The following is a 26,456-nucleotide window of genomic DNA, read 5'->3' on the forward strand; positions in this document are numbered from 1 at the left end:
GATCTCTACTCTGCAAAACGATTCAGCGAGTATGCGCGGATTTGCCGTCCAGCGCCAGATTCAGCGCCAGCACGTTCACGCGCGGCTCGCCGAAGAAGCCGAACACGCGGCCGCGCATCTGGCGCTCGATCAGCACACGCACCTGCTGGGCGTCGAGGCCGCGCGCGGCGGCAATGCGGTGCACCTGGTACTGGGCGGCGGCCAGGCTGATCTCGGGATCGAGCCCGCTGGCCGAAGCGGTCACCAGGTCCACCGGCACCGGCGCCGTGTTGCCGGGATCGGCTGCCTTGAGCGCCTCGATGCGGCTTTTCACCGCTTCCAGCAGGGCCGGGTTCAGCGGCCCCTGGTTGGCGCCGCCCGAACCGGCGGCATTGTTGGCCATGGGCGCGGTGGCCGACGGGCGGCCCCAGAAGTACTTGGGCGAGGTGAAGGACTGGCCGATCAGTTCCGAGCCGACCGCCTTGCCGTTCACTTCAACGATGCTGCCCGCCGCCTGCGACGGGAAGGCGGCGGCGCCGATGCCGGTGACGGCCAGCGGATACAGCACGCCGCAAATCAGGGTCAGAGTGCCGAAGACCACCAGCGCGGGACGAAGATGGGATGTCATGATGGTTCCTGTTTAAACGAGGTTGAACGCGGCCAGCAGCATGTCGACCAGCTTGATGCCGATGAAAGGCAGGATGATGCCGCCCAGGCCGTACACCAGCAGGTTGCGGCGCAGCAGCGCGGTGGCGCCGATGGCGCGGTACTGCACGCCCTTCAGTGCCAGCGGGATCAGCGCAACGATGATGAGGGCATTGAAGATCACCGCCGACATGATGGCCGAGGAGGGGCTGGCCAGATGCATGATGTCGAGCGCTTTGAGCTGCGGGAAGGTGCCGACAAAGGCCGCCGGAATGATGGCAAAGTACTTGGCGATGTCGTTCGAAATCGAGAAGGTGGTCAGCGAGCCGCGCGTCATCAGCATCTGCTTGCCGATTTCAACAATCTCCAGCAGCTTGGTGGGATTGGAATCCAGGTCCACCATGTTGCCGGCCTCCTTGGCAGCCTGGGTGCCCGAATTCATGGCCACCGCCACGTCGGCCTGGGCCAGCGCGGGAGCGTCGTTGGTGCCGTCGCCGGTCATGGCCACCAGGCGGCCTTCGGACTGGTAGCTGCGGATCAGCTTGAGCTTGTCCTCCGGCGTGGCTTCGGCCAGGAAGTCGTCCACGCCCGCTTCCGCTGCTATGGCGGCGGCGGTCAGCCTGTTATCGCCGGTGATCATCACCGTCTTGATGCCCATGCGGCGCAGTGCGGCGAAGCGCTCCTTGATGCCGCCCTTGACGATGTCCTTCAGTTCCACCACGCCCATTACGCGGCCGCCGTCGGCCACCACCAGCGGCGTGCTGCCCCTGCGCGACACGTCCTCCACCGCGCGCGCCACCTCGTCCGGGTATGGCAGGCCCAGCGACTCGACGTATCTCTTCACCGAATCGGCCGCGCCCTTGCGCACGTCCCGGCCCGGCAAATCCACGCCGCTCATGCGGGTCTGCGCGGTGAAGGGCACGAACACCGCCTGCAGCGACGCCATGTCGCGTTCGCGGATGTTGAACTTCTGCTTGGCCAGCACCACGATGCTGCGGCCTTCCGGCGTTTCATCGGCCAGCGAAGCCAGTTGCGCCACGTCGGCCAGCTGCTGCTCGCTCACGCCGGGCGCCGGCACGAAGGCCGACGCCTGGCGGTTGCCCAGCGTGATGGTGCCGGTTTTGTCCAGCATCAGCACGTCCACGTCGCCCGCCGCCTCCACCGCGCGGCCGGAGGTGGCGATCACGTTGGCCTGCATCATGCGGCTCATGCCGGCCACGCCGATGGCCGACAGCAGGCCGCCGATGGTGGTCGGGATCAGGCACACCAGCAGCGCGATCAGCACCGTGATGGTGATCGGCGTGCCGCTGCCGGCGGCGGCAACCGAGAACAGCGAGAACGGCAGCAGCGTGACCGTCACCACCAGGAATACGATGGTCAGCGCCACCAGCAGGATGGTCAGGGCGATCTCGTTCGGGGTCTTCTGGCGTTTGGCGCCTTCCACCATGGAGATCATGCGGTCCAAAAAGGTTTCGCCCGGATTGGCGCTGACCTTCACCACCAGCCAGTCCGACAGCACGCGGGTGCCGCCGGTGACGGCCGAGAAGTCGCCGCCCGATTCGCGGATCACGGGCGCCGATTCGCCGGTGATGGCGCTTTCGTCCACCGAAGCCACGCCTTCGATCACCTCGCCGTCGATCGGGATCACGTCGCCCGCCTCGACCAGGATGAAGTTACCCTTGCGCAGGTCCGGTCCGTCGCAAGGCAGCCAGGTGGTGCCGTGGCGCGGCGAAGCCAGCTTCTTGGCCGTCACGCTCTTTTTCAGGCTGCGCAGCGAAGCCGCCTGCGCCTTGCTGCGGCCCTCGGCCATGGCTTCGGCGAAATTCGCGAACAGCACGGTAAACCACAGCCACACGGTGGTGGCCAGGATAAAGCCAGGAGCGGTCTCGCCCTGGCCGAACAGCGCCTGCAGATACAGCAGCGTGGTGATGATGCTGCCGAAGTAGACCACGAACATGACCGGGCTGCGCAACTGGGTGCGCGGGCTCAGCTTGCGCAACGAATCGGCGATGGCCGGCAGCAGCAATTCGGAATCGAACATTTTCAGGCGCCGGGCCGGCGCCGCTGCGTGCTGCGTCATGTCCTTGGCGGATGGATTAGCTTGCGACATGCAGTGCTCCTTATTTGTTAAATAGCTGCAGGTGTTCGACCACCGGGCCGAGCGCCAGCGCAGGCACGTAGTTCAGCACACCGACCAGCGCCACCACGCCCACCAGCAGGCCGATGAACATGGCGCCGTGGGTCGGCATGGTGCCGGCGTTCGCCTCCAGGCGCTGCTTGCCGGCCAGCGAACCGGCGATGGCCAGGATGGGTACGATCACGGCGAAGCGGCCGAACCACATGGCGATGGCCAGCATGGTGTTGTAGAACGGCGTATTGGCGGACAGGCCGGCAAACGCGCTGCCGTTGTTGTTGGCGGCAGAAGTGAATGCGTACAGGATTTCCGAGAAGCCGTGCGCGCCGGGATTGGCGATGCCGGCCTTGCCGGCGTCCGTCATCACGGCGACGGCGGTGCCGCCCAGCACCAGGAGGGGCGTGACCAGGATGGCGATCGAGGCCATCTTCATTTCATAGGCCTGGATCTTCTTGCCCAGGTATTCCGGCGTACGGCCTATCATCAGGCCGGCGATGAACACCGCCATGATGGCGAACACCAGCATGCCGTACAGGCCGGAGCCCACGCCGCCAAAAATCACTTCGCCGAACTGCATCAGCAGCATGGGCACCATGCCGCCGATCGGCGTGAACGAGTCATGCATGGCGTTCACCGCGCCGCAGGAGGCGGCCGTGGTCACGGCCGCGAACAGGGCCGAGGCGCTGATGCCGAAGCGGGTTTCCTTGCCTTCCATATTGCCGCCCGACTGCAGCGCGCTCATGCCCTGGTCCACACCCAATGCCTGCAGCGCGGGATGTGCCTGCTGCTCGGCCACCAGCACCACCGACGCGCAGGCGACGAACAGCACGGTCATCGCGCCCAGCACGGCCCAGCCCTGGCGGCGGTCGCCCACCATGCGGCCGAAGGCGAAGCACAAGCCGGCCGGGATGATGAAGATGGCCAGCATCTGCATGAAATTGGTGAGCGCCGTCGGGTTCTCGTACGGGTGGGCCGAGTTGGCGTTGAAGAAGCCCCCGCCATTGGTGCCCAGCATCTTGATCGCTTCCTGCGAGGCGACCGGGCCCATGGCGATGGTTTGGGTGGCGGCCGTCACGGCCTCGATGGCCGGCTGGCCCAGCGCGTCCGGCACGGGCTGGCCGTCGGCGCCGGTTGTCGGCACGCTGTAGCTGACCTGGTCCAGCAGCGCCACTTGCTTGTAGGCCGAGAAATTCTGGATCACTCCCTGGCCCATCAGGAACACGGCCAGCAGCAGCGACAGCGGCAGCAGCACGTACAGCGTGGAGCGCGTGGCGTCGACCCAGAAATTGCCGATCGACCTGGCCGAGCGCGCGCTGAAGCCGCGTATCAGCGCATAGGCCACGGCCATGCCGGTGGCGGCCGAGAAGAAGTTCTGGCAGGTCAGCGCCAGCATCTGCACCAGGTAGCTCATGGTCTGTTCGCCGCTGTAGCCTTGCCAATTGGTGTTGGCCACGAAGCTGACAGCGGTGTTGAAGGACGAATCCGGGCTGACATTGCCCAGCCCTTGCGGATTGAGCGGCAGCCAGGCTTGCACCCGCTGCAGGCCGTACACCACCAGCGCGCCCAGGCCGTTAAAGATCAGCAGGGCGATGGCATAGCTTTCCCAGCCCATGCCGCGCTGTTCCGCCTTGAGCGGCACCCCGGCCGCGCGGTACAGCAGCTGCTCAACGCGCAGCAGCCAGCCGAAGCCGGGCAGCGCGCCCCCTGCGCCATCGCCGACGCGGGCCAGCAGAATGCCAAGCGGCCAGGCCAGTGCCAGCAGCACGCCAAGGAAGGCCGCCAGCAGCATGAAGGACTCCATCGAGGATTGCATCGTCATCACAGGTCCTCCGCTTTCAGCAAGGCTGCCACCAGATAGACCAGCAGGCCCGCCGCCGCCGCCGCACCGAGTACATAGAAGCCAGTCATTTCCGCTCTCCCAGCACGCCGCAGCCGGCGGCCAAGCCGCAGCTCGCGGCCAGAAGGACGACTATTGCGCCGATAAACACCACATCCATTTGAAGCCCTCGCAGGTCTTGTTTTGATGTTTCCAGCTTATCGGCAGGGGTCTAAAATCGGTGTAAAGACTGGCGGGGCGGGTGTAAACAAGCCGTAAAAATTGCCTGTGATGACGGACATCGCCGCCGCGCCGCCCTATGCTGACGCCGTTCCAGGAGTCCCCATGCAAAAAATCCGATCCGCTTGGCGCAACGCCCTGCTCTTGTCCCTGTGCGCGCCAGCCGCGCAGGCCGGCCGTCCCATGGCAGCGGACGACGCCGCCATCCTCGATCCGCGCCAATGCCAGCTGGAGACGTGGACGCAACACAGCCGCGCGCAGGACGAGTACTGGGCGGTCCCGGCGTGTAACTTCGGTGGTGGATGGGAGTTGGCGGCGGGCGCCGGACGCACGCGCGACCTGCAGGATAGCGCCGCCATGTCACTGGCGCTGCTGCAGGCGAAAACGATGCTGCGCGCCCCGCAGGACGATGGCTGGGGACTGGGCCTGGTGCTGGCCGACCAGTTCCGCGCCGGATCTGGCGGGCGCGGCGACCTGTCGCTGAACTTGCCGCTCAGTGTGGAACTGGCGGGCCAGCGCGCCATGCTGCACGCGAACCTGGGCTGGCTGCGCCAGCGCGGCCGGCAGGACCAGCCCAGCCCAGGCGTGCAGCGCAGCTGGGCGCTGGGGCTGGAGCTGGCGGCCGGCGAACGCGCCGCCCTCACGCTGGAGGCCTACGGACGGCAGCGCGCCGGCAGCTATGTGCAGCTGGGCGCGCGCTACAGCCTGGTCCCCGGCCGGGCCGATATCGACATCGGCTACGGCGACCGCGCCGGACGCCGCGGCGCCGAGCGCTATCTCGCCATTGGCCTGACGCTGGCGGCTTCGCTGGGCGACTGAGTCGCGTGCAGCCTAGAACACTTTGCTGACGGTCAGCACCAGCGCGGTCTTGCCCAGGAACTTGCCATTGGCGGGCGAGGCGTAGGCGGCTTTTCCGGCGTTGGTGCCGACCACGGCCAGCGCGCCGGTGACCACGCCGAAGTCCTTGGTGGCGCCGATTTTCCAGTCGGTGTAGTCGGCCTGGCCGGCATTTTTCACCTTCTGGTGGCCGGCGTGCAGGTTGACGGTGTAGCCGCCGCCCGCCTCGAGATTGACGCCTGCGTCCAGGTAGCCGCTGTTCTTGCTGTCGACAAAGCCGAACAGATTGGTCACCGCGTGCGAATACTTGACATAGGCCGGACCGTAGCCCAGCTGGCCGTAGACTTCGGTGGTGTCGGCGTTGGCGAAGCCGGCCACGCGTTTCAGCCCGTTGGACGGATAAACATAGGTCAGCACGCCGACGTCGTAGGACACGCCCGCGCCCAGCACGCCGCGCTTGCCTGCGTACAGGTCCAGCTCCACGCTGCCGTCGCCGCCGGCGTCGCCTGTCCATTTGATGCTGGAGCCCCAGGCGCCGGCGTAGAAGCCGCTCGGGGCATGCACATAGTCAGCGCCGCCTTGCAGCGCGGGCTGCAGCCGGGTCTGGGAAATGCCCCGGTAGCGATAGTCCGACGTGGCGGCCGCATTGTAGACCAGGCCGCGGTCCGGCGCCTGTTCTCCGGCGTGCGCCGGCACGGCCAGCATAGCGGAAAGTACGGCCGCGATGGCGGCGGGAAGCAGCGATTTCTTCATGGTGCAATCTTTCTCAGGTGGGTGGATTGGTCAGGCGGCGAACACGTCGCGGTACAAGCCGGGCATGCCATCGGCCGCCTTGTCCTTGTGGACGACGGTGCAAGCCAGGGCAGCCGACGTCACGCGCAAGCCCGGATCGGATGCGGGCCGAGTGCAAGCGGGCGATCAGCTGGTGCTGTCTGGCCCGGTCCGCCTGTCCGGCAGCTTATCGGCCGGCCCGTAAAAACGGCCTAAAAAGAGGTGTGGCGGGCGTATACGCGGCGTATAGATCAGGCCAGGCGCATCAGCTTCATGAGCACCGCGCGCAGCGTGGGGTCGGAGACGGGTTTGTCGAGCAGGCCGGCGGCGCCTGCGGCGCGGGCGCGCGCGCTGTCATAGGGATAGCCGCGCGACACCGTGAAGATGACGTCCGGGGCGCGCACCGCCACGCCGCCGGCCACCCCGCCCTGCGCGCGCAGCGCGGCGCACAGCGCGTAGGGGTCGATCCCGGCCAGCGACGTATTGACCAGCACCACCGCCACCGGCGCCAGCATCTGCGGCGCGTCCGCGCAGGCGGCCAGCGCCGACGGCTCGTCCGACGCCCACAGGGTCGCTACATCCCAGGGCTTGAGCAGTTTGCCGATGTGCTGGCTGAAGCGCGCGTTGCGGTCCACCACCAGCACGGCGCCGCGCCTGTCTTCGGCCGGGCTGCGCTGGACAGCGTAGTCGGAGGGATCGGTCAGGTCCAGGTCCAGCCGCGCGCGGGTGCGCCGCTCGGCCGGCGGCGGCCGGCCGGTGCCGGCCAGCCTGGCCAGCGCGTCGGCGCGGCGTTCCACCAGGCGCGCCAGCTCGGCGTGCAGGCTGTCGTCGTCGCATGGCAGCGGCAGCGACGGATAGGCCGGCGCCAATGCGGGCGCCGCGGTGCCCAGCAGCAGCGCCGGGCGCACGTCGCCCGGGCTGAGCGTGGCCAGCGCGGCCAGCGCCTTCAGGTCCGCGCCGTTGACCAGCAACAGGTCCGGCTCTTGCAAACTGTCGGCCGACACGCAAAAATACGCCGGCCCGCCCGGTGGCGTGCGGCCGAGCGCCGCCGCCAGGGCATCGGCCTGCGCCCCGGCAAAGCCGATCAGGCGCACTGCGAACGGAAAGGTGTCTGCATTCATGGACGCGGCGTGCTTCAACGAGGTCAAACGTGGTGAACCGTGGTGATATTGACAGCGCTTTTCCCCATTTAACCACAACTGCCCGCCATTTCCAGCGCCGTGAATCCCGCCGTTGCCGCCGGTTGCGGATAGAATGCGCAAGCAAGCGCGCCTGCCGGCGTTGCGCAGAAAGCACTTCCGGAGCGAAATAACTGTATATAATCACAGCATTTTGCATCGCACTGAGCAGATGAGCTGCCGCACCAATAAGAACCGCACAACCTAGCTTGATCACGTATGGCCACTAAAAAACCAGTTTCCGACTATAGCGAATCATCCATCCGCGTCCTCAAGGGCCTGGAGCCCGTCAAGCAGCGTCCGGGCATGTACACCCGCACGGAGAACCCGCTGCACATCATCCAGGAGGTGATCGACAATGCCTCCGACGAGGCATTGGGCGGCCATTGCAAAAATATCATCGTCACGCAGAATGCCGACGGCAGCATCACGGTGGAAGACGACGGCCGGGGCATCCCGGTCGGCCTGCACCCGGAAGAGAACGTGCCGACGGTGGAAATCGTCTTCACCCGCCTGCACGCGGGCGGCAAGTTCGACAAGGGCTCGGGCGGCGCCTACGCCTTCTCGGGCGGCCTGCACGGCGTGGGCGTATCGGTCACCAACGCGCTGTCCAAGCGCCTGGAGATCTCCGTATGGCGCAAGGACGACAAGGGCAACGGCTACCACCACCTGGTGTTCGAGCACGGCGAAGTGGTGGAACCGCTGAGCTCCATGCCGGCGCCGAAGGACGGCAAGAAGTCCGGCACGCGCGTGACCGCCTGGCCGGACGCCAAGTACTTCGATTCCTCGCTGATCTCGCAGGTTGAGCTGCAGCGCCTGCTGCGCTCCAAGGCCGTGCTGCTGCCGGGCGTGACCGTCACGCTGAACAATGCCAAGACCGGCGACTCGCAGACCTGGAAATACGACGAAGGCCTGCGCGGCTACCTGACCGAGGCGCTGGCGCAGGCGTCCGACGGCGAAACCCTGATCCCGCTGTTCGAGGGCGCGCAGTTCGCCGGCCCGGACGCGGAAGGCTTTGCCGAGGGCGAAGGCGCGGCCTGGGTGGTGGCCTGGACCGAATCGGGCGCCGTGGTGCGCGAATCCTACGTCAACCTGATTCCCACGCCGAACGGCGGCACCCACGAATCGGGCCTGCGCGACGGCCTGTTCGGCGCGGTGAAGAATTTCGCCGAGATGCACTCGCTGCTGCCCAAAGGCGTGAAGCTGCTGCCGGAAGACGTGTTCGCGCGCGTTTCCTTCGTGCTGTCGGCGAAAGTGCTGGACCCGCAGTTCCAGGGCCAGATCAAGGAGCGCCTGAACTCGCGCGACGCGGTGCGCCTGGTGTCCACCTTTGCCAAGCCGCCGCTGGAGCTGTGGCTGAACCAGCACATCGACTACGGCAAGAAACTGGCCGAGCTGGTGATCAAGCAGGCGCAGTCGCGCCTGCGCTCGCTGCAGAAAGTGGAAAAGAAAAAATCGTCCGGCGTGGCCGTTTTGCCGGGCAAGCTGACCGACTGCGAATCGACCGACGTGACCCGCACCGAGATCTTCCTGGTCGAGGGCGATTCGGCGGGCGGCTCGGCCAAGATGGGCCGCGACAAGGAATTCCAGGCCATCCTGCCGCTGCGCGGCAAGGTGCTCAACTCTTGGGAAACCGACAAGGACCGCCTGTTCGCCAACAACGAGATCCACGACATCTCGGTGGCCATCGGCGTCGATCCGCACGCCAACGGCGACTCGCCCGACCTGTCCGGCCTGCGCTACGGCAAAATCTGCATCCTCTCCGATGCGGACGTGGACGGCTCCCACATCCAGGTGCTGCTGCTCACGCTGTTCTTCCGCCACTTCCCGGCGCTGATCCAGAAGGGCCATATCTGCATCGCCCGTCCGCCGCTGTACCGCGTGGACGCGCCGGCGCGCGGCAAGAAGCCGATCCAGAAGCTGTATGCGCTGGACGACGGCGAGCTGGTGGCCATCGAGGACAAGCTGCGCAAGGACGGCCTGAAGGACGGCAGCTGGTCGATCTCCCGCTTCAAGGGCCTGGGCGAGATGAACGCCGAGCAGCTGTGGGAAACCACCATGAACCCGGACACGCGCCGCCTGCTGCCGGTGAAAGTGGGCCGCCCCGGCCACACCAGCTCCTCCGCGCGCTTCAACATGCTGATGGGTAAAGGCGAAGCCGCCGCCCGCCGCGCATGGATCGAGGAACACGGCAACGAAGTCGAAGCCGACATTTAATACAGCACACGTTATCTGATATGACTCATCAAGCAAATCTCTTTGACGAACCGGCGCAGGAAGCAGCTACCGGTGCAGAAAAAGCCGGCCCCGGCGTCAATCCCGTGGCTGAGACCATGGACGAACTGCAGCCGCTGGACGACGCCGCGGCCGCAGCCGAAGGCAATGGCGGCGACGGCGGCGACGGCGGCGACGGCGGCGATGATGGCGGCGACGGCGATGACGGCGACGGTGGCGACGGCGGCGAAACGCTGGTGCTGTCCACCTTCGCCGAACGCGCCTACCTCGACTACGCGATCTCCGTGGTCAAGGGCCGCGCCCTGCCTGACGTATGCGACGGCCAGAAGCCGGTACAGCGCCGCATCCTGTACTCGATGAATGAACTGGGCCTGGGCCACACCGCCAAGCCGCGCAAGTCCGCCACCGTGGTGGGCGACGTGCTGGGTAAATTGCACCCGCACGGCGACCAGTCGGTGTACGACGCGCTGGTGCGCATGGCGCAGGACTTCTCGCTGCGCTACCCGCTGATCGACGGCCAGGGCAACTTCGGCTCGCGCGACGGCGACGGTGCGGCGGCGATGCGGTACACCGAAGCCCGGCTGACGCCGATTTCGCGCCTGCTGCTCGACGAAATCGACCAGGACACGGTCGATTTCCAGCCCAACTACGACGGCTCGTCCGAAGAACCGAGCCTGCTGCCGGCGCGCCTGCCGATGGTGCTGCTGAACGGCGCCTCCGGCATTGCCGTGGGCCTGGCCACCGAAATCCCGTCGCACAACCTGACCGAGGTGGCGCAGGCCGCCGTGGCCATGATCCGCAATCCGAAGATCAGCCACGCCGAACTGATGGCCATCATCCCCGGCCCGGACTTCCCGGGCGGCGGCCAGATCATCACCCCGCCGTCGCAGATCCAGGACATGTACGCGTCCGGCCGCGGTTCGATGAAAGTGCGCGCGCGCTGGAAAATCGAAGAACTGGCGCGCGGCCAGTGGCAGGCCGTGGTCACCGAACTGCCGCCGGGCACTTCCTCGCAGAAGGTGCTGGAGGAGATCGAAGAGCTGACCAACCCCAAGGTCAAGATGGGCAAGAAGGCGCTGTCGCCGGACCAGCTGGCGCTCAAGCAGCTGATCCTCGGCTCGCTCGACACCATCCGCGACGAATCGGGCCGCGCCGCGCCGGTGCGCCTGGTGTTCGAGCCGAAATCGAAGAACCAGGACCAGACCGAATTCATGCTGATGCTGCTGGCGCATACCTCGCTCGAATCGTCGGCCTCGATCAACCTGGTCATGATAGGCAGCGACGGCCGTCCGCGCCAGAAAGGCATCGGCGACATCATCGGCGAGTGGATCGGCTTCCGTTTCGAGACCGTCACCCGCCGCACCCAGTTCCGCCTGAAGAAAGTGGACGACCGCATCCACATCCTGGAAGGCCGCGAAACCATCCTGCTGAACATCGATGAAGTGATCCACATCATCCGCAATTCGGACGACCCGAAAGCGGCGCTGATCGAACGCTTCAAGCTGTCCGACCGCCAGGCCGAGGACATCCTGGAAATCCGCCTGCGCCAGCTGGCGCGCCTGGAAGCGATCAAGATCCAGCAGGAACTGGCCGAGCTGCGCAAGGAAAAACAGGGCCTGATGGACCTGCTGGAAAATCCGTCGGCGATGAAACGCCTGATCATCAAGGAAATCGAAAGCGATTCGAAAGCCTACGGCGACGCGCGCCGCACGCTGATCGAGGAAGCGCAGCGGGCCGTGGCAGAACAGAAAGTGGTGGACGAACCGGTCACCGTCATCATCTCGGAAAAGGGCTGGATACGCGCCCGCACCGGCATCGGCCACGACAAGACCCAGTTCACCTTCAAGGTGGGCGACGCGCTGCACGACGCCTTCGAGTGCCGCTCGGTGGACACCCTGCTCGGCTTCGGCGACAACGGCAAGGTGTACTCGGTGCCGGTGGCCGCGCTGCCGAACGCGCGCGGCGACGGCGTGCCGATCACCACGCTGGTGGACCTGTCCGGCGGCGTGCGCATCAAGCACTACTTCGCCGGTCCGGCATCGACCCAGCTGCTGCTGTCCTCCAGCGCGGGCTTCGGCTTCATCGCCAAGGCTGGCGAAATGGTCAGCCGCCTGAAGGGCGGCAAGGCCTTCATCACGCTGGATGAAGGCGACCTGCCGCTGCCGCCGTCGGTGGTGGCGGAAGACGCCAGCGCCGTGGCCACGCTGTCCGAAAAGGGCCGCCTGCTGGTGTTCGGCATGGCCGAAATGAAGACGCTGACCAACGGCGGCCGCGGCGTGATCCTGATGGAGCTCGACGCCAGGGAAACGCTGCTGTCGGCTGCGGCTATCACACAGAAAGGCGTGATCGTGCACGGCACCATGGCGGCCAAGCCGCGCGAGCTGGAAATGTCCGGCAACGTGCTGGCGCCGCACTTCGGCAAGCGGGCCCGCAAGGGCAAGGAGCTGGTGCAGCGTATCAAAGCGTCCACGCTGGCGCCGAAGTAAGGCAATCCCGGTCCTCCACCCAATTGACTTGGGCTATCGACATGCTCACAATGGGCTGATTCGGGTGGAGGGATGTCATGAGCAACGGCCGTTCCGGCTTTGACTTCAAGGATGCGCTGCTGGTCGGCGCAGTGGTCTTCGCCTGCTCCATCTTCGGCATCTACACCGCGCCGCCCGGCGTGCTGGCCGCGTTCTGGCCCACCAACGCGGTGCTGGTCGGCCTGCTGCTGCGGCGCCAGCATCCCCCCAATCTTCTGCACTGGCTGGCCGCCGCCGCCGGCTACATGCTGGCCGACCTCTATATGCAGCACGGCTGGCCCAAAAGCGCCATGCTCACCTGCACCAACCTGATGGGCGTGCTCACCGGCTACGCGCTGCTGGCGCGCATGAGCGCCGACCACCAGCGCCTGCGCCACCCGCGCTCCATGCTGCGCTTCGTGCTGGTGGTCGTGAGCGCGGCAGCGGCGGCCGGCGTGGCGGGCATTTTCATTCACCCGGTGCTGTTCGGCGGCAGCCCCGCCTACGGCTTCGCATTCTGGTTCTCCACCGAGCTGGTGAACTACATCGCCATTTTGCCGGTGATGCTGACTTTCCCGGACCTGCGCGTCTGGATGAAGGCGCACCGGCGGCGGGCCGACTGGCCCAGCTGGCGCCTGGAGCAAGTGGCGCCCCTGGCCGCCTTCGCCGGCAGCCTGTGGCTGGGCACCCAGCTGGGCGGACCGGGCGTGATCCCCTACCCCATCCCCGCCATGCTGTGGTGCGCGCTGACCTACAGCCTGTTCGCCACGGCCGGCATCACGCTGTTCTTTTCCATGTGGACCCTGCTGGCCATCTCCAGCGGCACGCTGGTCATCGGCGCCAACTTCGACACCCAGCAGGCCATCATGTCGCTGCGGGTGGGCGTGACGCTGACGGCGCTGGCGCCGCTGACGGTGGCCAGCGTGATGGTGGCGCGCAACGAGCTGCTCGAGCGCCTGAAATACGCCGCCTCGCACGACCCGCTCACGCACGTGCTGAACCGGGGCGGCTTCATGCTGCGCACCGGCGAGCTGCTGGCCACGCCGCAACTGATGCGGCGCCCGCTGGCCGTCCTGATGATGGACATCGATTTCTTCAAGAAGGTCAACGACAGCCATGGCCATGCGGCCGGGGACACAGTGCTGATCAATTTCGCGCGCATTGCCGAAGGCTGTTTGCGCGGCGGCGACCTGCTGGGCAGGCTGGGAGGGGAAGAATTCGCGGTGCTGCTGCCCGGCTGCAGCGAAGAAGACGCGCGCCTGATCGCCCAGCGCATCTGCGACGCGTTCGCGCGGCACACGGTGGCCGTAGGGGATGGCAAGCTGCTCAACGCCACGGTGAGCATCGGCGTGCACTGCGCGGCGGACAGCGGCACGCCGGTGGAAACCATGCTGTCGCGCGCCGACGCCGCCTTGTACAAGGCCAAGCAATCGGGCCGCAACCGGGTGGAATCGGCATAAGAAAAGGGGCCGTCTCCGGCCCCTTCCTGAGCGATACGGCGGGTCAGGCGCGCGCGCCGCCCCCCCGCCGCGCTAGCCCTTACTTGACGGTGGCTGCTTTCACGTCGGCAGCGGCTTTCGCTTTCACCTCGTTGGTCTTGGCGGCGGCAATGGCTTTGTCTTCCATCGCTTCAGCCTTTTCCTTGGCTACCTTGGCGTCGGCCTTGGCGGTGGTCTTGTCGACCTTCATGTTGGCGTCGGCCATTTTCTTGTCGGCCTTGGCTTCGGCTTTCACCTTGTCTTCAGGGTCGGCCTTGGCGATCTTTTCTTCGCCCTTCATATGGGTCTTTTCGGCCTTGGCATGGGCCTTGGCGACTTTTTCGTCGGCCTTGGCCTGGGCTTTCGCTACGTCTTCATCGGCAGCGGCGTCCTTTTTCATTTCCTTGGCTTCGGCTTTGGCTACCGATTTTTCGGCCTTGGCCTGGGCCTTGGCAACGTCGGCGGCTGGCGCCGGGGTTTGCGCCATGGCGGCGCTGGCAAACAGACCTGCGATCAGGGTAGCAATCAGCTTATTCATGGTATGGACCTTTCAGTAGTTTTCTGGGATGTGCTTGTTTCTTGTCACGGGTCCAGAATATGCTGAGCTACCTTTGCCATCTGTACGGTGGCGCACTAAGTACACGTATCAAACGTTACCAAACGTTAACGAGGTTCACCGGGATCGCGCGAATACAGGTCGATGGTTTGTCCCACCGCCTCGCTGCACACGGCACAGAACTTCTCGCTGCGGTCGAACATCAGGCATTGCTGCGCCGGGCGGTAGTAGCCGGTGGCTTCGTAGTTGGCGCCTTCGAAGGCGCCCACTTCATGCTTGTGCGGCGCGGCCGAGAACAGCTTGTTGGTCCACGCCAGGTCTTCCTTGAACAGCGCGCTCATTTCGGACTCGGGACGGTTGGCCTTGCGCAGTGCGGCGCGCGTCTTCTGGTACTCGCGCGAGTGCGCCTCGTACTCGGCTTTCGGCCACGGCGTGGGCAGCGGCGTGGCGGCGTTGGCCAGGTGCTTCCACTTCAGCTTGGACGGGTCGCGCAGCGCGGTGGCGTTGGGCTCCCACGGTTCCACCCGCTCGCCGGTGGACTGGTAGGCCACCGGCGAGGTGTAGTACTCGTCCGCCAGGCCGGCGAAATGGTGGCCGAATTCGTGCACGAACAGGTAGTTGGCCCAGTCGCTGTTGGCCGCGGCGGTGCTGAACTGCCCATAGATGCCGCCGCCGCCATAGGTGTCGTTGTTGACCAGGATCTCGATGAACTCGTACGGCGCATGCTGGGCGATGTCGCGCAGCGCGCGGTTGTCCAGCGCCAGCACATAGCGCTCGCTGCCGAAGATGTCGTAGCGGGTGCCCAGCGGCGAGGCGTGGTGCACGCCGGTGGACGGGCGCGACACGCCGGACTCCTGGGTCGGCACGGCCAGGCCCCACACGTTGAAGTCCTTGGCGCGCTCCTTGAACGGCGACACGCTGAACAGGTAGTCCGCCAGGCGGCGCGCGGTGGCCTCGAACCTGGGCATGTCGGCCTTGGTGTAGCCGTCGCCCATGATCAGCAGGTCCACCTTGTCCGGCGAGGGGCCGCTGACGCGGATCGGGATCGGCTTGGCCGGCGCCGGCTCCTGCTTGCGCACCACGTCCGGCGCGTCGGTGTCGATCTCCACGCTCCACACCACCGAGAAGGCGTTGCGCTCGTCGCGCTTGAGGATGCGCACCTTCACCGGGCGGTCCGGCTTGGGAAAGCGCACCGACTCCTGGAAGCCCCGGCTCATCTTCTGCGCTTCCTCGGTGCTGCGCCATTCGCCGAAAATGGTGGAGAAGCCGCGCGAGTACAGCAGGTCGCCGCTCCTGGCGTCCACCACTTCCACCCGGTTCACGCCGCGGTCGGTGTCGTCCAGGCTGCGCGACAGCTTGCCGGCCCACGGCAGCGGCTCGATCACCACGCGGTCGATCGAGTACTGCTCGTTGAGGGCGTTGCCGGTGTGCAGATAGTCCAGGCGCACGGTGGCGGGAACGGCAGCCTTTGCCGGGGCGGGCACGGCGTAGGGTGCGGCGAAGGCGGGGAAAGACAGGGCAAGCGCCGCGCCGAGCAATGCGGCGCGGGCCTTGGTGGTGAGGGTCATGGCGGGTCCTTGTACCGGGGTTGTGTGCCCGGTATTCTAAGACAGCCCGCGCCGCATTAGTTCTTGTATTTGTACAGCGGACGTTGCACTTCTATGGGACGGATATCGAGCCGCAGGTTCAGGATCGAGTACGCCTCCACCACCGACGACAGGTAGCCGGTGCTCTCGGGCGTTTTGGAGAAGCGGAACTCGAAGCCGATCTCCGGCGCCGTGCCGCGCGGGTCGCCGCTGGCGATGCCGATGGCGTCCTGCTGGTCGCTGTCGATCAGCTTTTCCATCAGGTCCACCACCGCGCTGTTGCCCAGGATGTCGTTGCTGTAGACCGCGCCGCGCCGCACCGGCCGCGTGTTGTCCAGCCGTCCGTCGGCCTTGTCCGGCGCCGGCGTGAAGGTCTGGGTGGCGATGTTGAACTTGTCGCCCCGGTCCAGGTAGCTGATCAGGATATTGCTGACGTTGAAGGCGCTCGATTCGGAATCCATGGTGGCGCGCGACAGGTCCAGCAGCATGGCGCCGCGGTAGCCGATGATCTCCACCTCGCGCTTGGCGTTGACCACCATGGCGCTGTTCTCGTCGATGCCCAGGCCGAGCTGGTAGCCCTTCTTGAGCATGGCCGGGATCATGCGCGCGAAGCGGCCGCGTATCAGCAGGTGCTGGTCGACGAAGATGTCGTCGCCGATGAAGCCCAGGCCGGGCGCGATGTCCTTGCCGTCGGCCACGCCCTCCTGCAGCGTGGCCAGCACGCGGCGCGCGTCGTAGAACATGGTGCTGCTCATGATGGCCGCGCCGGCGCTGGTGCCGGCGATCACGCCGCCGCGCCGGTAGATGTCCCAGATCGCGTCCAGCGCCGCGGTGCGGGTGCCGTCCGCGCGCACCAGCGCTTGCGTGATGCGGCCCTGGTCGCCGCCGGCGAAATACACGCCGTCGGCGCGCCGCACGCGGTCGGCCAGGGTCATGTCGTCGGCCGCCTTGCGGTAGTCGCTATTGGCCAGCTTGACGGCGATCGGCACCAGGAAAGGGTCGGCGCCATAGCGCTTCAGATAGCCGATGATGGCCTGGCCGGAGCGTTCCGGGGTTCCGGCGGCCGAAGGGAAAACGGCGATGCGGGCGCCCTTGCCGCCCGCCAGCTGGACGATGCGCTGCCAGATGTCGGCATTGTCGCCGCGCAGGCCGCCGCCGATGATGACCAGCGAACCTTTCGGCTGCGCCGGCTCGGCGGCATGCGCATGGGTGTGGGCGCCGACTATGGCGTACCAAAGCAGGGAAAAGCGGCCTACGCTATGAATCAAAGTCTTGAGTACACCCATATCCAGTCCGTTTTGCAGAGAAATTGCGGGGGGAGGCGCCCGGAACGGTGCCTACTGCTTGCAAATATACATCAAATGCGCATAATCCTTCGATACCACACCATCAGGCCACCTCCATGCGAACCATAAAACACCCCATCTCGGCGCCCCAGAGCAGCGCCCAGTTCGAACTGACCAGCTACCGCTACGGCGCGCCCGGCAGCGGCAAGAAGGTCTATATCCAGGCCGCGCTGCACGCGGACGAAGTGCCGGGCATGCTGGTGGCGCAGTTCCTGCGCAAGCAGCTGGAGGCGCTGGACGCGGCGGGCAAGGTCAAGGGCGAAATCATCCTGGTGCCGGCGGCCAACCCCATCGGCCTGTCGCAAGCCATCCACGGCGCCCCTTTCGGCCGCTTCGACCTGACCACCGGCGTGAACTTCAACCGCGCCTACAAGCACGTGGCCGGCGAGCTGAAAACCACGCTGGCGGGCAAGCTGGGACCGGACGCGGACGCCAACGTACGCACCATCCGTGAACACGCGCTGGCCTCGGTGGCCGCATGGCAGCCCAAATCGGATGGCGAGGCGCACAAGAAACTGCTGCTGGAAATGGCCATCGACGCCGACATCGTGCTCGATCTGCACTGCGACAACGAGGCCGTGCTGCACATCTACGCCGGCACGCCGCTGGCGGAAGGCATCGCCCCGCTGGCGCGCCTGATGGGCGCCCACGCGGTGCTGCTGGCACTGGCGGCGGGCGGCGAGCCGTTCGACGAGGCCTGCAGCCGCCTGTGGTGGGACTTGCAGGAGCATTTCGGCGACGCCTATCCGATCCCGCCGGCCTGCCTGTCCACCACGGTGGAGCTGCGCGGCGAGATGGACGTGAGCTACGAGCTGGCGCAAAAAGATGCGGACGCGCTGGTGCGCTTCCTGGCGCAGGCCGGCGTGCTCGATGCGGAAGTGGGCGAACTGCCGGCGCCGCTGTGCGCGGCCACGCCGCTGGAGGGCGTGGAACCGATCCTGGCGCCGCACGCCGGAGTGCTGGTCTATAAGCGCGAGATGGGCGAAAGACTGAAGGCGGGCGACGCGGTGGCCGACGTGATCGATCCGGTCGGCGGCGCCGCCAGCACTGTATGCTGCAGCGTGGACGGCGTGCTGTTTGCGCGCACCGCCCACCGCCACGTGCTGCGCGGCTGGAACATCGGCAAAATCGCAGGGGCCGAGGCGTTCCGCTCCGGCGACCTGCTCAGCCAATAAATACAAGGACGTTATGAAACTCCGCATCCCGAACACCTACGTGCTGGTCTTCGCCATTTTAGCGCTGATCGCGCTGGCGACCTGGCTTATCCCCGGCGGCAAGTACGACACCCACCTGGTCAACGGCAAGCAGCTGATCAACCCGGATACCTTCCACTACGTCGAGAGCAAGCCGCAAGGCCTGGCGGCGCTGATGATGGCGCCCATCAAGGGCTTCGCCGAAGCGGGCCTGATCATCGGCTTCATCCTCATCGTGGGCGGCACCTTCCAGGTGCTGCACAGGACCGAAGCGATCGACGCCATGATCAAGTCCATCGCCAAGGCGCACACGCATTCACCCTTTGTGCGGGCCGCGCTGATCCCGGTGTTCATCACCCTGTTCTCGCTGGGCGGCGCCACCTTCGGCATGAACGAGGAGGCGATCCCCTTCATCCTCATCTTCGTGCCGCTGGCGCTCGCGCTGGGCTACGACACCATCACCGGCGTCTCCATCCCCTTCCTTGGCTCGCAGGTGGGCTTCGGGGCCGCCTTCCTGAACCCGTTCAACGTCGGCATCGCGCAGGGCATCGCCGGCATCCCGGTGTTTTCCGGCATGAGCTACCGCCTGATCTGCTGGGTGGTCGCCACCGCCCTCACGGCCGGCTTCATGATGTGGTACGCGGCGCGCATCAAGCGCAACCCGGAACTGAGCCCGACGTATTTGCTGGACCAGGTCAAGCGCCAGGAAAGCCAGCTTGACCTGAACGACTTCGCGGGCATGACGCTCAAGCACAAGGTGGTGCTGTGGATCTTCGCCGCCTCGCTGCTGGGCATGGTGGTGGGCGTGGTGAAGTTCGACTGGTACATCGAGCAGATCGCCGCGCTGTTCATGACCATGGGCATCCTGATCGGCATCATCGGCGGGCTCGATTCGGACGAGCTGGTGGGCGCCTTCATCCAGGGCGCGAAAGACCTGGTGGGCACGGCGCTGGTGATCGCCCTGGCGCGCGGCACCATGATACTGGCGCGCGACGCCAACATCATCGACACCATGCTGCACGGCCTGCTGCCGCTGGTGCAGTCGTCCAGTCCGGTGTTCGCGGCGCAGAAGATGTTCGCCATCCAGACCGTGATCAACTTCTTCATCCACTCCGGCACCGGCCAGGCCTCGCTGACCATGCCCATCATGGCGCCGCTGGCGGACCTGGTGGGCGTCACACGCCAGACGGCCGTGCTGGCCTTCCAGTTCGGCGAGCTGACCACGCCCATGATCCCCACCTCGGGCATCACCGTGGGCGTGCTGGCCCTGGCGCGCATTCCCTGGATTACCTGGGCCAAGTGGATGATACCGCTGCAGCTGATCTACGCGGTGATGGCGCTGCTGCTGCTGATTCCGCCGGCGCTGATGCAGTGGCAGTAGTTCATTTCACGCAGTTCATTTGACGTAAAGGTCGGGGAAGTAGCGCTCCATCAGGGTCTGCGGACGCTGCGGGGGCGCAAACCCGAACTGCGCGTACAGGCCGTGCGCGTCGCCGGTGGCCAGCGTGAAGCGGCGCAGCCCTTGCAGCTCGGGATGGGCCATGATGGCCGCCACCAGGCGCTTGCTGTGGCCCAGGCCACGGTGCTCCGGCAGCACGAACACATCGACCAGGTTGGCGAAGGTGGCGCCGTCCGTGATCACGCGGGCAAACGCAATCTGCCCGCCATCCTCCTGATAGCCGCCGAAGCACAGCGAATTGGCAATGGCCTTCTCCAGCAGCGCCAGCGGCATGCCCACCGCCCAGGTGGAGCGCTCGCTCAGAAAACGGTGAATAAGCGGTATGTCGAGTGCCGCCTTGTCGGTGCTGATGTTCAATGCTTGCCTTTCAATGCTTGCCTTTCAGGTAGCGCGCCGGCAGCGGGTTTTTTTCGCTTTCCGCCTGCCACACCAGCGACTGGATCCACCAGCGCTGGCCGTCGTTCACCAGCTGGATGCTGTTCATGCCGCGCTGGAAGGGCGTGGCCTCGTCCGGCGAGCGGCGCGATTCATAGGTGCTGAACACGTGGGCGATCTGGCCGAAGCTCTCCGTGCTGCGCGCCAGTTCGGTTTCGTAGAAGCCTTCCTTGGCAAATACCGGCGTCACCCGCGAAATGTAGTCGGAAATGGTCAGCACGCGGGTGGTCATGTCGCCGGTCTTGTTCGGGCCATGCACTGCCATGCGGCCTTCATGCGTGAACAGGCTGCGCAGGCGCTCCCAGTCGCGCGGCGCGCCAGCCGCGCCGGAGATGGTGCCGTACAGCGCGGACAGGATGCCGTCCAGCGTGGTCAATTCGGGCGCAATGGCAGGCGCCTGGCCTGCGTCGCCCTCGGCGGCGCCGGAGGCTGGCGCGGCAGGCGTGGCGCCGGCCGCAGGCCCGGCGGGGGCGGCTGCGGTGGCGGCCAGCGGGGCGGCCGGTGCGGCGTGCACGCCACCGGCGGTGGCCGTGCCGCACAGCGCACCTGCCATCAAAACGTACAACAGGCTGGCTATGGCTGGCTGTTTCATGCTCTGTTCTCCGGGTGCGCGACGCGTGTCTTCATGGTGCCATGATCGGCGATTTCAGCCCGGCTGTCACGCCCGTGGCGCCCCGGAATCGGTGAGGAAGGCCAACCTTGTTTATAATCGTCGCTAATCCGCACGCCCACCCTCTTATAAAAATCATGACTGATCAATTCTCCAAGAAGGGCGAAGCCTGGTCCGCTCGCTTCTCCGAACCGGTTTCCGACCTCGTCAAACGCTACACGGCTTCTGTATTTTTTGACAACCGCCTGGCCAGGGCCGACATCGAAGGCTCGCTGGCGCACGCCGGCATGCTGGCCGCGCAGCAGATCATCACGGCGGCCGACCTGGCCGACATCCAGCGCGGCATGGCGCAGATCAGCCAGGAAATCGAAGCGGGCAAGTTCGAGTGGCTGCTGGACCTGGAAGACGTGCACCTGAACATTGAAAAACGCCTGACCGAGCTGGTGGGCGACGCCGGCAAGCGCCTGCACACCGGCCGTTCGCGCAACGACCAGGTGGCCACGGACATCCGCCTGTACGTGCGCTCGGCCATCGACGACGTGACCGCCCTGCTGAACCAGCTGCGCGGCGCGCTGACCGACCTGGCCGAACAACACGCCGACACCATCCTGCCGGGCTTCACCCACATGCAAGTGGCGCAGCCGATCACCTTCGGCCACCACATGCTGGCCTACGTCGAGATGTTCGGCCGCGACGCCGAGCGCATGGCCGACTGCCGCAAGCGCGTGAACCGCCTGCCGCTGGGCGCCGCCGCGCTGGCCGGCACCACCTTCCCGATCGACCGCCTGCAAGTGGCCAAGGCGCTGGGCTTCGACGACGTGTGCCACAACTCGCTGGACGCCGTGTCGGACCGCGACTTCGCCATCGAATTCACGGCCGCCGCTTCGCTGATCATGACCCACGTGTCGCGCATGTCGGAAGAGCTGATCATCTGGATGAGCCCGCGCGTGGGCTTCATCGACATTGCCGACCGGTTCTGCACCGGCTCGTCCATCATGCCGCAGAAGAAAAACCCGGACGTGCCGGAACTGGCGCGCGGCAAGACCGGCCGCGTGTACGGCCACCTGATGGGCCTGCTGACCCTGATGAAAGGCCAGCCGCTGGCCTACAACAAGGACAACCAGGAAGACAAGGAACCGCTGTTCGACACCGTCGACACGCTGATGGACACGCTGCGCATCTTCGCCGACATGGCCGGCGGCATCACCGTCAAGCCGGAAGCGATGCGTGCGGCAGCCCTGCAGGGTTACGCCACCGCCACCGACCTGGCCGACTACCTGGTGAAGAAAGGCCTGCCGTTCCGCGACGCGCACGAAGCCGTGGCGCACGCGGTACGCGCTTGCGTGGACCTGGGCATCGACCTGTCGGAAATGTCGCTGGAGCAGCTGCAGGCCTTCTCCACGCTGATCGAGCAGGACATCTTCCAGGTGCTGACGCTGGAAGGCTCGGTGGCCGCGCGCGACCACGTGGGCGGCACCGCGCCGAACCAGGTGCGCAAAGCCATCGCCCGCGTGCGCGGACAACTGGCGGGCTGAGCGCCCGTCGCGGCGGGTTACGGCTGCGCCTGGCCCGCCCTAGGCAGGCCCCGCTGGTAGCGTAGGGCGGGTTAGCACACCGTGCGTCACCCGCCAAGCGCCGCCGCGAGCCGCCATCACTGCGCCACCAGGCGCGACAGCACCGCAATGGCGGCGCCGGTCTGGCGCTGCTCCAGCAATATCGTCAGCTCGGTGTGGGTGCAGATCATGTTCACCAGGTTGATCTTGTCCCACGCCAGCTTCTTCAGGATGCCGTGGTAAATCCCCGGCATGTTGAACGTCTCCGGGTCCAGGTGCAAGGTCACCGCGTTCAGGCACTCCAGCCGCGCCAGCTGGCGCTCGGTGACGAACACCTCGTCGATCGCGCTGGTGAGCGGGCGGCTGCACACCACCATCACCTCGTGGATGCCGCGCGTGACCGAGACGAACGCGCCCTGCTGCGGCGCGGCCACGGCCAGCAGCCGGCGGTGGCATTCATAGGTATTCTCCGAATAGCGGAAGGTATACATCGTCAGGTCAGTGCGGGTGGTCAGCTCGCCGGTCTTGCGCGCCAGCGACAGCTCGCCGTGCGCGGCCGCCTCGTGCTGCGGCAGGCGTTCGGCCACGCGCCGCAGCGCCATCACCACGGCCGCCTGTCCCACCGGCTTCCACAGGTCCGTTTCAAGCTGCGGCTGCAGCTGCCGCGCCAGTTCCGACAGGTTGATCAGTCCGCGCCCCAGTCCCTCGGTCAGGAAGGGCGATTCCATGACGATCCGCTCAACTTTGGTAGATATAGAGAGCATAGTAAACAAAGAAAAAAGCTGTCCCTGCGAACCTGGCCACGGGTGGGCGAAGGCGCGCGATGGCACCGCGGAAGCCGGGTTGCGGCGGGCGGCGTACGGATGTGCTGGGGGCGGCGGCGAGGCCCGGCGTGGCCCTATGAGGGCTGGGGTTGCGCTGTGCGTGTGGTCATGTTCTCTGTTCCCTGTAGTTCCCGGTGCGCGTCGTTTTTGTTGGGTCTGGCCCTGCGCTTTGTGCTTCTAGTGTAGATCGCAACATTAAGAAATTGCAACCCGAGCGTGCTGAAGAATTGGGCAATGTGTCGCGTACGTCACGAAAATAGAGTGTTACGTCTATTCCGTTGCGTGTAACACACAGTATCGGCATAAAACCCACCAATCGTGCGCCATTGCTAGCGTTTTTGTAGGCAATCCCGACATGGGCCGGAGGCAAGTTTGTCCCATTTTTAACAGTTTCCCCGTTCACGACTCATTTCCCAAGTTTTTTGACTTGCCGCATCGGCAAGGAATAGTGTCGCTGCGCTGGCCCGCCAAAAGCACTGCCAGAACACTAACGAAACCCTTGGAGAGAAGATGAACCTACGTAAGAACATGCTTGCCGCAGCCATCGCCGCCCTGCCGATGATGCTCGCCGCCCAGGCCCACGCGGCCGGTCCCCAAATGATGGCGGCGCCGGTCGCCCAGGCCTCTCCACAAGAGAGCGCCGGCCTGGCGGCCAAACTGGCCAAGCGTCCCAGCTCGGCCGGCCTCGGCATGCAGCACGGCTTTGCCATCGGCGGCCAGCACCCCGGCGTGGCCGGCACCAAGATCACCCGCGCCCAGCACACCTATAACGGCCTGCGCGTGTTCGGTTCCGAATCCGTGATCGTCACCGACGCCACCGACAACATCGTCAGCGAGTCCGTGTCCGACCGCCGCGCAGGCCTGAACGCGCCGCGCGGCGTGGCCGCCAACGGCAGCCGCACCGGCGCGCCCGAACTGACGCCGTCGCTGAGCAGCGCCGACGCCGTCGCCGCCGTGGTCAAGAGCGTGGCGCCGAACGGCGTGCACCGCTGGGCGCCGCAGGCCGAACTGCTGATCTATCCGGTGATGAAATCGGTGCGCGTGGCCTCGGCCCTGAACAAGGCCGAATCGGCCCTGAACGCGACCGACCTGGAAGAGGTGGTGGACCGTTACGAGCTGGCCTACCTGGTGAAAACCCGCATGGCCGACAGCCGCAAGCGCGTGCTGTACCACGACACCGTGGTCAACGCCAAGACCGGCGCCGTGATCGCCCAGTGGGAAGCACTGCAAACGGTGGTCGGCACCGGCAACAGCCAGTACAACGGCGCCGTGCCGATCAACACCACGCTGTCGGGCAGCACCTACCAGATGAAAGACCCGTCGCGCGGCGTGGGCGGCACCTTCGGCGGCATGGCCATCACCAACGCCAACCACGCGCCGGAATCGAACCCCACCCCGGGCACCGTCTACACCAACAGCAGCAACACCTGGGGCGACGGCCAGCAGTACATCAGCGGCGGCAGCACCACCAACGCCAACGGCCAGACCGCTGCCGTGAACGCGATGTGGGGTCTGATGAACACCTACGACACCATGAAGAACACGCTGGGCTGGCAGTCGCTGGACGGCAACAACACCTCCACCTACATCGCCGTCCACGTCGACAACAACTACGACAACGCCTTCTTCGACCCGAACTGCAAATGCATGTACATCGGCGACGGCGGCTCGTCGTTCAACAACCTCGGTTCGATCGACGTGATCGGCCACGAGATGGGCCACGGCGTGATCGACGCCACCTCCAACCTGACCTACTCGGGCGAGTCGGGCGGCCTGAATGAATCGGGCGCCGACATCGCCGGCGAGATGACCGAGGCCTATGCCCGCGCGGGCGGCACCGGCAACGTGATCCCGGCCACCGGCAACGATTGGATGATGGGCAAGGAAATCTCGAAGAGCGGCCAGCCGCTGCGCTGGATGTACAAGCCGAGCAAGGACGGTTCCAGCCCGAACCAGTGGAGCAGCACGCTGAAGAACCTGAACGTGCACTACAGCAGCGGCCCGAACAACCGCATGTTCTACTTCCTGTCGCAAGGCTCGAACGCCACCTCGAGCAGCGACTACTACAGCTCCTACCTGAACAAGCAGCCGCTGGCCATGACCGGCATCGGCAACGACAAGGCCTACCGCATCTGGTTCAAGGCGCTGACCACCAAGTTCACCTCATCCACCAACTACGCCGACGCGCGCACCAAGATGATCGCGGCGGCCGAGGAATTGTACGGCGTGGGCAGCAAGGAAGCCACCGCCGTCAAGCGCGCCTACGCGGCCATCAACGTCGGCCTGGACGTGGATGAAGTGGCCAGCGGCGGCGTCGCCATCGGCACCCAGCCGGGCAGCATCACCGTGGCACCGGGCGCCACCGCCTCGTTCTCGGTCAGCGCCAGCGGCGGCACCGCGCCGTACGTGTACAAGTGGTACCGCAACAACGCGCTGATCTCGGGCGCCACCTCGCCAACCTACTCGTTTACCGCGCAAAGCACCGACAACGGCGCCGTGTTCAAGGCCACCGTGACCGATTCGTCGTCGCCGGCCGTGACGGCAACGTCGAGCAACGCCACGCTGACCGTGTCCACGGTGGGCGGCGTCGAGCGCGTGACCAATGGCGGCTTCGAGTCCAGCACCACCGGCTGGAGCGGCAGCACCGGCGTGATCGGCTCCTACAGCGGCCAGACCGCGTTCGAGGGCACCCGCTTCGCCTGGCTGGGCGGCAATGGCACCACCGCCACCGAAACGCTGACGCAAGCGGTGGCCATCCCTTCGGCAGCCACCTCGGCCACGCTGAACTTCGCGCTGCACATCGACACCGCTGAAACCACCACCAGCACCGTCTACGACAAGCTGACGGTCACGGTGAAAAACAGCAGCGGCGCGGTGCTCGGCACGCTGGCCACCTACTCCAACCTGAACAAGGCCACCGGCTACCAGACCCGCACCTTCAACCTGCTGCCGTACAAAGGCCAGACGGTGACGCTGTCGTTCGCGATGACGGAAGACTCGTCGGCCCAGACCTCGTTCGTGGTGGACAAGGTTAGCCTGGTCACCCAGTAAGCGTAGCAAACCAGCCGGGGGGGGCG

At 66.1% G+C, this 26,456-nt stretch carries 20 protein-coding genes; 8 read left to right on the top strand and 12 right to left on the bottom strand.

What is annotated here, in order from left to right:
* Window positions 1-22 precede the first annotated feature (22 nt).
* Genes kdpC through AC6H42_RS06090 form a run of 4 tightly spaced genes read right to left on the bottom strand, consistent with a single transcriptional unit; the run spans window position 23 to window position 4,666 of the window.
* Complete coding sequence (kdpC, locus tag AC6H42_RS06075) at window positions 23-607, bottom strand: potassium-transporting ATPase subunit KdpC (RefSeq protein ID WP_057153122.1); 585 nt, start codon at window positions 605-607, stop codon at window positions 23-25.
* A 12-nt stretch (window positions 608-619) separates the two neighbouring features.
* Window positions 620-2,704: a potassium-transporting ATPase subunit KdpB gene (gene kdpB / locus AC6H42_RS06080; RefSeq protein ID WP_497547625.1), complete on the bottom strand. Its 2,085-nt coding sequence runs from the start codon at window positions 2,702-2,704 to the stop codon at window positions 620-622.
* A gap of 40 nt (window positions 2,705-2,744) precedes the next feature.
* Window positions 2,745-4,577, bottom strand: coding sequence for a potassium-transporting ATPase subunit KdpA (kdpA, locus tag AC6H42_RS06085; RefSeq protein WP_497547613.1), 1,833 nt, complete (start codon window positions 4,575-4,577; stop codon window positions 2,745-2,747).
* Window positions 4,577-4,666, bottom strand: a complete 90-nt coding sequence (locus AC6H42_RS06090; RefSeq protein ID WP_082551496.1) for a potassium-transporting ATPase subunit F — start codon at window positions 4,664-4,666, stop codon at window positions 4,577-4,579. The genes kdpA and AC6H42_RS06090 overlap by 1 nt, the downstream gene beginning before the upstream one ends.
* A gap of 253 nt (window positions 4,667-4,919) precedes the next feature.
* Between AC6H42_RS06090 and AC6H42_RS06095 the strand changes: the two genes are divergently transcribed.
* Entirely contained in the window at window positions 4,920-5,633 is a 714-nt protein-coding gene (locus tag AC6H42_RS06095; protein WP_057153120.1) for a PA4824 family protein, read from the top strand.
* A 12-nt stretch (window positions 5,634-5,645) separates the two neighbouring features.
* On the opposite strand, the gene AC6H42_RS06100 is transcribed toward AC6H42_RS06095, so the two are convergent.
* On the bottom strand, window positions 5,646-6,404 hold the full coding sequence (locus tag AC6H42_RS06100; protein ID WP_497547614.1) for a TorF family putative porin: 759 nt from the start codon (window positions 6,402-6,404) through the stop codon (window positions 5,646-5,648).
* Between the two features lie 269 nt (window positions 6,405-6,673).
* Window positions 6,674-7,543 (bottom strand): response regulator, encoded by an 870-nt coding sequence (locus AC6H42_RS06105; RefSeq protein ID WP_497547615.1) that lies wholly within the window; start codon window positions 7,541-7,543, stop codon window positions 6,674-6,676.
* Between the two features lie 276 nt (window positions 7,544-7,819).
* Between AC6H42_RS06105 and AC6H42_RS06110 the strand changes: the two genes are divergently transcribed.
* The 3 genes from AC6H42_RS06110 to AC6H42_RS06120 all read left to right on the top strand — a co-directional run bounded on the left by AC6H42_RS06110 (window position 7,820) and on the right by AC6H42_RS06120 (window position 13,799).
* Window positions 7,820-9,817, top strand: a complete 1,998-nt coding sequence (locus tag AC6H42_RS06110; protein WP_497547616.1) for a DNA topoisomerase IV subunit B — start codon at window positions 7,820-7,822, stop codon at window positions 9,815-9,817.
* Between the two features lie 20 nt (window positions 9,818-9,837).
* The gene (gene parC / locus AC6H42_RS06115) at window positions 9,838-12,321 is read left to right on the top strand and encodes a DNA topoisomerase IV subunit A (RefSeq protein ID WP_497547618.1); all 2,484 of its coding nucleotides are present in this window, start codon (window positions 9,838-9,840) and stop codon (window positions 12,319-12,321) included.
* Between the two features lie 77 nt (window positions 12,322-12,398).
* Window positions 12,399-13,799: a GGDEF domain-containing protein gene (locus AC6H42_RS06120; protein WP_082551494.1), complete on the top strand. Its 1,401-nt coding sequence runs from the start codon at window positions 12,399-12,401 to the stop codon at window positions 13,797-13,799.
* Window positions 13,800-13,878: 79 nt separating this feature from the next.
* On the opposite strand, the gene AC6H42_RS06125 is transcribed toward AC6H42_RS06120, so the two are convergent.
* The 3 genes from AC6H42_RS06125 to AC6H42_RS06135 all read right to left on the bottom strand — a co-directional run bounded on the left by AC6H42_RS06125 (window position 13,879) and on the right by AC6H42_RS06135 (window position 17,227).
* Window positions 13,879-14,355 carry a hypothetical protein gene (locus AC6H42_RS06125; protein ID WP_057153116.1) on the bottom strand — a complete coding sequence of 159 codons (477 nt, stop codon included), beginning with the start codon at window positions 14,353-14,355 and terminating at the stop codon, window positions 13,879-13,881.
* A 125-nt stretch (window positions 14,356-14,480) separates the two neighbouring features.
* On the bottom strand, window positions 14,481-15,941 hold the full coding sequence (locus tag AC6H42_RS06130; protein WP_497547620.1) for an IgA Peptidase M64: 1,461 nt from the start codon (window positions 15,939-15,941) through the stop codon (window positions 14,481-14,483).
* Between the two features lie 56 nt (window positions 15,942-15,997).
* A complete protein-coding gene (locus AC6H42_RS06135; protein ID WP_497547621.1) occupies window positions 15,998-17,227 on the bottom strand; it encodes a cyanophycinase in 1,230 nt (409 codons plus the stop codon).
* Window positions 17,228-17,361: 134 nt separating this feature from the next.
* Here AC6H42_RS06135 and AC6H42_RS06140 point away from each other — a divergent pair, with 134 nt between their 5' ends.
* Window positions 17,362-18,480, top strand: a complete 1,119-nt coding sequence (locus AC6H42_RS06140; RefSeq protein ID WP_057153115.1) for a succinylglutamate desuccinylase/aspartoacylase family protein — start codon at window positions 17,362-17,364, stop codon at window positions 18,478-18,480.
* A 13-nt stretch (window positions 18,481-18,493) separates the two neighbouring features.
* Window positions 18,494-19,879: a YfcC family protein gene (locus tag AC6H42_RS06145; protein WP_057153114.1), complete on the top strand. Its 1,386-nt coding sequence runs from the start codon at window positions 18,494-18,496 to the stop codon at window positions 19,877-19,879.
* A 15-nt stretch (window positions 19,880-19,894) separates the two neighbouring features.
* Here the strand turns inward: AC6H42_RS06145 and AC6H42_RS06150 are convergent, their stop codons facing one another.
* Both AC6H42_RS06150 and AC6H42_RS06155 read right to left on the bottom strand, forming a co-directional pair.
* Complete coding sequence (locus AC6H42_RS06150) at window positions 19,895-20,314, bottom strand: GNAT family N-acetyltransferase (protein ID WP_497547623.1); 420 nt, start codon at window positions 20,312-20,314, stop codon at window positions 19,895-19,897.
* Between the two features lie 10 nt (window positions 20,315-20,324).
* Window positions 20,325-20,984, bottom strand: a complete 660-nt coding sequence (locus tag AC6H42_RS06155) for a hypothetical protein (protein WP_229418029.1) — start codon at window positions 20,982-20,984, stop codon at window positions 20,325-20,327.
* A gap of 155 nt (window positions 20,985-21,139) precedes the next feature.
* Between AC6H42_RS06155 and argH the strand changes: the two genes are divergently transcribed.
* Entirely contained in the window at window positions 21,140-22,537 is a 1,398-nt protein-coding gene (gene argH, locus AC6H42_RS06160; protein ID WP_057153112.1) for an argininosuccinate lyase, read from the top strand.
* A 116-nt stretch (window positions 22,538-22,653) separates the two neighbouring features.
* On the opposite strand, the gene AC6H42_RS06165 is transcribed toward argH, so the two are convergent.
* On the bottom strand, window positions 22,654-23,283 hold the full coding sequence (locus AC6H42_RS06165) for a hypothetical protein (RefSeq protein ID WP_229418028.1): 630 nt from the start codon (window positions 23,281-23,283) through the stop codon (window positions 22,654-22,656).
* A gap of 606 nt (window positions 23,284-23,889) precedes the next feature.
* Here AC6H42_RS06165 and AC6H42_RS06170 point away from each other — a divergent pair.
* A complete protein-coding gene (locus AC6H42_RS06170) occupies window positions 23,890-26,430 on the top strand; it encodes a M4 family metallopeptidase (RefSeq protein WP_497547624.1) in 2,541 nt (846 codons plus the stop codon).
* Window positions 26,431-26,456: the final 26 nt, after the last annotated feature.

Source organism: Massilia sp. NBRC 108631 (genome assembly GCF_059704565.1).